The organism is Streptomyces echinatus (genome assembly GCF_014203595.1).
GTDB lineage: Bacteria > Actinomycetota > Actinomycetes > Streptomycetales > Streptomycetaceae > Streptomyces > Streptomyces echinatus.
Window position 1 is genome coordinate 1 of the sequence record NZ_JACHJK010000039.1, and the last position, 4,230, is coordinate 4,230.

Genomic DNA, 4,230 nt, shown 5'->3' on the forward strand with positions numbered 1-4,230 from the left:
TCTGGGAAAACGCTGCGCGTTTTCCTCTAAACCCGCTCCGCGTGTTTAGGAATTCCCGCGTTGCGGGAATTCGGATTTCCGCTGCGCTCCAATCCGTTGCCCGGTCCGCTGCGCTCCCCGGGCGGGGGCGTCCGGGCAGCAGCGCGAGGGGGGCGGGTGCATCAACTCTGCTGCCAGGTGGGATCACGAACCGAGGAGCACCCCCCACCCGTGGCCGGCCGTGGGTGCCGAGGGACCGTCAGAATCGGTGTGGACACCTGAGCCGATGTCACCTGACAGCACATCACTTCCACGGGCGAGACCCGGGAACCCTCGTCCCGCCGCCGGTCGAATGCGGGTGACCGGAGGCGACCCTAGCACATGACTGACACCAGGGGCCGGGTCTCAGCCGAACTGATGTACCGGTTCACCCCGGCTGTGCATCAACTGATGCACCGGGTAGAATCACGAACAGATCCACACCTCCTCTCCTCACGATCGGAGACGCGTGCGCATGACGGATCAATTCACCCTCCGTCCGCATCAGGTCGAAGCGGTTGATGCCATCGTGCGGGGTCTTGATATTCCGCCCGGTGAACAGATTCCGCCGCAGGGATTGCGCGGCACGGTGGTGAGTGCGTGCGGTACCGGGAAAACGTTCATCGGGGCGGCTGCCGTACAGCGGCTGGTGCCCGAGGGGCGCGTCCTGGTCCTGGTGCCGACCCTGGATCTGCTGGCACAGACGGTCCGTGAGTGGCGGGCTTTCGGGCACAAGGGTCCGGCGGTCGCGGTGTGCTCGATGGACGATGACCCGCGGCTGTACTCGCTCGGTGTGCGGTCCACGACGAGTGCGCCGCAGCTTGGTCTGTGGCACGGGCGGGGGCCGGTGACGGTGTACGCGACGTACGCGTCCCTGCCGGTGCTGATCGAGGCGCACGAGGGCGAGTACGGCCTGCCGATGGATGTGTGGGACCTGATCTTGGTGGATGAGGCGCACCGCACGAGCGGTTCGTTCGCGAAGGCGTGGGCGGCGGTTCATGATCAGGAGGCGTTGCCGTCGATGCGGCGGCTGTACATGACGGCGACGCCGCGTATCTGGCAGGAGCAGCCGCCGCGGCGGCGGTGGCGGCGGGAGGCCGAGGGTGCGTCGGCGCCGGAGGGCCTGCCGGCCGCGGGGGGTGCGCCGGCAGTGGTGGAGGCGCTGCCCGAGGAGCTGGCCTGCTCCATGGACGATGAGGCGATCTACGGGCCGGTTCTGTACGAGCTGGACCTGTCGGAGGCGATCGCGCGGGGGTTGCTTGCGCGGTATCAGATCGTGGTGGCCGAGCTGCGGGACGAGAGCCTGACGCCGCAGCGGCTGTACGGGGAGGAGCGGCATGAGGAGTCGGTGCGCGGGGAGCGTCTCGCGGTGCTCCAGGCGGCGCTTTTGGAGACGATGGCCAGCCATGGCCTGAGCCGGTGCATCACCTTCCATCACCGCACGATCGAGGCGCGTGCCTTCGCCGAGGGCCTGGAGCGGGCCGTGCGGCGTCTGCATGCCGAGGACCCGGAGCGGCACCCGCCGGCGGTGTGGGCGGGGTGGCTGTCGGGTGAGCACGATCCGGACGTGCGGGCAGAGAGGCTGGCCCGGTTCGGGGCGCGGGCCGGGCGGGCGGTGCTCTCCAACTGCCGGGTGTTGGGGGAAGGGGTGGATGTGCCGGCGGTGGACTCTGTTGCGCTGATCGACCCGAAGGGGTCGGCGGTGGATATTGTGCAGGCCATCGGGCGTGCTTTGCGGCAGAAACCCGGTCAGGGAAAGCTGGCGACGCTGGTCGTGCCGATTTTCCTGCGGCCGGACGAGACCGAAGAGGAAATGCCGTATTCGATTTCCTACCGGCCTTTGATCAAAGTGCTGTCCGGGCTTCGGGCACACGACGAGCGGGCCGTGGAAATGCTGGCGGTGCCGCAGGAGAACTCCCCCACGGAGGGTCCCGGTCCGTCGTACCTGGGCGAGGCGCCGGAGGAGGGCGAGGAGGACCAGCGGGCACTGCTGCGGTTCGGCACGCACCGCGACCCCGCCCTGATCGCACGCCTGGTCCGGTACAACCTGCTGGAGCCGGAACACGCCAACTGGAAGGCCGGGCACCGGGCCGCGGTCGCCTACCGGCAGCGGACCGGGCACCTGACCGTGCCGTACGAGCACCGCGAGCTGATGCCGAACGGACACTCCTTCCCGCTCGGCAGGTGGCTGGCCGACCAGCGCCGGACCTACCAGGCAGGCGGACTGGCCACCCAGCGAGCCGAGGACCTCGACACGCTCGGCATGGTCTGGGACCCCACCGAAGCAGCATGGGAAGAGAACCTCGCCGCCGCCCGCGCCTACTACGCCCAGACCGGCACCCTGGCCGCCCCCGTCACCGCCACCGCGCTGGACAAGCCGGTCGGACAGTGGCTGGCCAACTGCCGCAAGGAAGGCGGCCTCGGCAAGGACCCAGAACGGGCAGCGCGGCGTGCGGCGCAGCTGGCACAGATCGACCCGGACTGGCGCCCCGCGTGGCCGGTGGACTGGCAGCGCAGCTACGCCGCGGTCGAGCGGCTGGTGTCCCTCGGCGCCAAGGCGGCCGACATCGTCCCGGGCGTCACGGCCGGCGGCACGGACGTGGGGCGGTGGCTGAAGCGGCAGCGGGAACACGTGGTGTGGCAGACCCTCACCGCCGGACAGCGCGAGCGGCTGACGGCGCTCGGCGTCACACCCCTGCCCCCACAGCAGGAAGCACCCAAGAAGGCGTCCAGAGGCGGTTCTGCGGCCTTCGAGCGAGGCTGCGCAGCACTCACCCAATACCGCCAGCGCACCGGCACCGTCGGGCCCATCAGCCGCGCACACGTCGAAACGATCACCATCGACGGCGAGGAACACGCGGTGAAGCTGGGGGTGTTCCTGTCCAACACCAAAACCCGACGAGCCAAGCTCAGCCCGGCACAACTCCAGCAGCTCGCCGCCCTCGGACTCCACTGGGCGCAGCAGGCACTCAAGAGCAGCGTGGGAAGAGGGTGATGGCTCACCTCCGCTCGCGGGGAGAAGACAAACCCACCCCCAGCCCCGCCCGAAGGCCGGCCGGCTCACCTCCGCTCGCGCGGAGAAGACGAGGGCGGCGTGGCTGGTGACCTCGGTCCGGTCGGCTCACCTCCGCTCGCGCGGAGAAGACGAGGGCGGCGTGGCTGGTGACCTCGGTCCGGTCGGCTCACCTCCGCTCGCGCGGAGAAGACGGCACCGCCACCGCCTCCGACGGCACCCAGCTCGGCTCACCTCCGCTCGCGCGGAGAAGACCCGTCGAAGGCGCGGGCGTTGTCGGCCATCACCGGCTCACCTCCGCTCGCGCGAAGAAGACACCCTCGACGACCTGCCCGAAGGCGCCAAGCCCGGCTCACCTCCGCTCGCGCGGAGAAGACGTGATCTGGGTGCTGGCGCTGATGGTGCCCGTCGGCTCACCTCCGCTCGCGCGGAGACGACGAGGTCATCCAACGCGACCACCCGAACTTCGCCGGCTCACCGCCGCTCGCGCGGAGAAGACAGGATCTGCCCCTGGTCCGGTCCGAGGATCGACGGCTCACCTCCGCTCGCGCGGAGAAGACGTGTTGGAGCCTTCACGCTCCGCCAACGCCGCCGGCTCACCTCCGCTCGCGCGGAGAAGACCTGATGGTGAGGCCGCCCAGGACGTCCGACTTCGGCTCACCTCCGCTCGCGCGGAGAAGACATGGTGTAGGCGGGCCAGTGCTGCGCCGCGTCCGGCTCACCTCCGCTCGCGCGGAGAAGACTGGTGGCCGCGGGTCCACGACCTGCGGCACGTCGGCTCACCTCCGCTCGCGCGGAGAAGACCGCCCGCAGCACATCTCCAGGCCCTGGCCCCACGGCTCACCTCCGCTCGCGCGGAGAAGACAACTGGTCAGTCAGGAGGGGGAGCCTCGCCGGCGGCTCACCTCCGCTCGCGCGGAGAAGACTCTGCTGCCGTCTCTTCAACCATCGGCTTGGGCGGCTCACCTCCGCTCGCGCGGAGAAGACGCCGCGGCACCCGTCGACGGCATGGCCAGCTACGGCTCACCTCCGCTCGCGCGGAGAAGACTACTGGCGCTCCATCTTGCGGAGCCAGAAGTTCGGCTCACCTCCGCTCGCGCGGAGAAGAGGTCGGCATCGCCCACCCCGACGGCACCACCAACGGCTCACCTCCGCTCGCGCGGAGAAGACGAGTCCGAAGCGAAGCCCGGAGATCTCGG

The 4,230-nt window shown here is 70.0% G+C and carries 1 protein-coding gene and 1 CRISPR repeat array; the gene reads left to right on the top strand.

The window, feature by feature from the left end; translation table 11 throughout:
• The first annotated feature begins 493 nt into the window (after positions 1-493).
• The gene (locus tag FHS34_RS41575) at positions 494-3,013 is read left to right on the top strand and encodes a DEAD/DEAH box helicase (protein ID WP_184976070.1); all 2,520 of its coding nucleotides are present in this window, start codon (positions 494-496) and stop codon (positions 3,011-3,013) included.
• Positions 3,014-4,201: direct repeats of the CRISPR family, unit length 29 nt; unit sequence CGGCTCACCTCCGCTCGCGCGGAGAAGAC. It begins immediately after the preceding gene.
• The last annotated feature ends 29 nt before the right edge of the window (positions 4,202-4,230 follow it).

What these genes read in the sequence shown, in the direction of transcription:
- FHS34_RS41575 (WP_184976070.1), top strand. Translation starts at nt 494, where the DNA reads ATGACGGATCAATTCACCCTCCGTCCGCATCAGGTCGAAGCGGTTGAT.